Origin of the sequence: Psychroflexus halocasei, assembly GCF_900107595.1 — a bacterium.
Taxonomy (GTDB): domain Bacteria; phylum Bacteroidota; class Bacteroidia; order Flavobacteriales; family Flavobacteriaceae; genus Psychroflexus; species Psychroflexus halocasei.
In genome coordinates this window covers 1-1,187 of the sequence record NZ_FNQF01000040.1, presented here as the reverse complement: position 1 = coordinate 1,187, position 1,187 = coordinate 1, and the positions used below count along the sequence as shown (strand labels likewise).

Here is a 1,187-nt window from a genome sequence, read left to right as displayed (position 1 = left end):
CGAAGTCTCTAGGCTAATGGCCTTAGTCCCGTATTAGTCCCCGTTCTTTATTAACCCGGTTGCAAGGACCAAATAGAATTTTAGCAATTTACCTAGTAAAGGTGTTAGTCAAAGCAACCATTTAAAACCACTAAATTATGGAAACAAAAGAAACTATCGGTATCGATGTCAGTAAAAAAACACTCGATGTGCATATCCATAACAAAAAAATGCACCGTGTTTTTGAGAACTGCCCAAAAGACATTGCAAAGATGATTAAGTGGGCGCTTAAGAACACGGACTTTGATAGAGAAGAAATGATATTTACCTTTGAACATACTGGACTTTATTCACTCCAATTATCGGCCACATTGTCGGAACTTGGCATGAGGTATGTAGCAATCCCAGGTCTGGAAATAAAAAGGTCTTTGGGGCTTTCGCGCGGAAAGGACGATAAAGTTGATGCCGCGAAAATAGCCTTGTATGCCTATCGATTGCGGGAGGAACTTGAGTCCTGCCAATTGCCGTCAGAAGATCTGCAATCGCTTAAACGCCTTCTTTCATTAAGGGATCGTTTGGTCAAACAAAGAGCTGGTTATAAAGCCTCATTGAAAGAGGAAAAACGCGTCCTAAAGCAAAAGGACAACAAAATACTGCTGAACGCACAAGAGGAAATGATCGGTCACTTCTCTAAAAAAATAAAAAAAGTCGAGAAGGAAATGGACAGGATTATCAAAGAAAACCGGGAGCTCGATAAAATATATGGTTTGGTCACAAGCATCAAAGGTGTTGGTCCACAGACAGCTTTGTATATGATCGCTTATACACAGGGCTTTACCAAATTTGAAAATTGGAGGAAATTCGCATCTTACTGTGGGACTGCCCCTTTTCCCAATTCTTCTGGAACAAGCATTAGGGGCAAAACAAAAGTAAGTCACTTGGCCAATAAAAAAATAAAGAGCTTGCTGGACCAATGTTCCAAAACAGCCCTGCAGCACAATCCTGAAATTAGGCAGTATTACCGGCGAAGGGTCGATGAACAGGGAAAAAATGAAATGAGTACAATCAATGTGATCAGGAACAAATTACTAGCTAGGATTTTTGCAGTTGTAAAACGGAGAACGCCATATGTTGATACCTTGAAATATGCAGCTTAAAAATGTTGAAAATTTTAACTAAAAAACTTTTTTAAACCATAGAATACGGGA

At 39.5% G+C, this 1,187-nt stretch carries 1 protein-coding gene; it reads left to right on the top strand.

All coding sequences use genetic code 11. The features are described 5' to 3' along the window. Positions 1-137 precede the first annotated feature (137 nt). Entirely contained in the window at positions 138-1,136 is a 999-nt protein-coding gene (locus BLV84_RS12400) for an IS110 family RNA-guided transposase (RefSeq protein ID WP_093246188.1), read from the top strand. The last annotated feature ends 51 nt before the right edge of the window (positions 1,137-1,187 follow it).

Bases quoted from the DNA above. Each gene is read 5' to 3' on its own strand.
- BLV84_RS12400 (WP_093246188.1), top strand. From the start codon at position 138: ATGGAAACAAAAGAAACTATCGGTATCGATGTCAGTAAAAAAACACTC.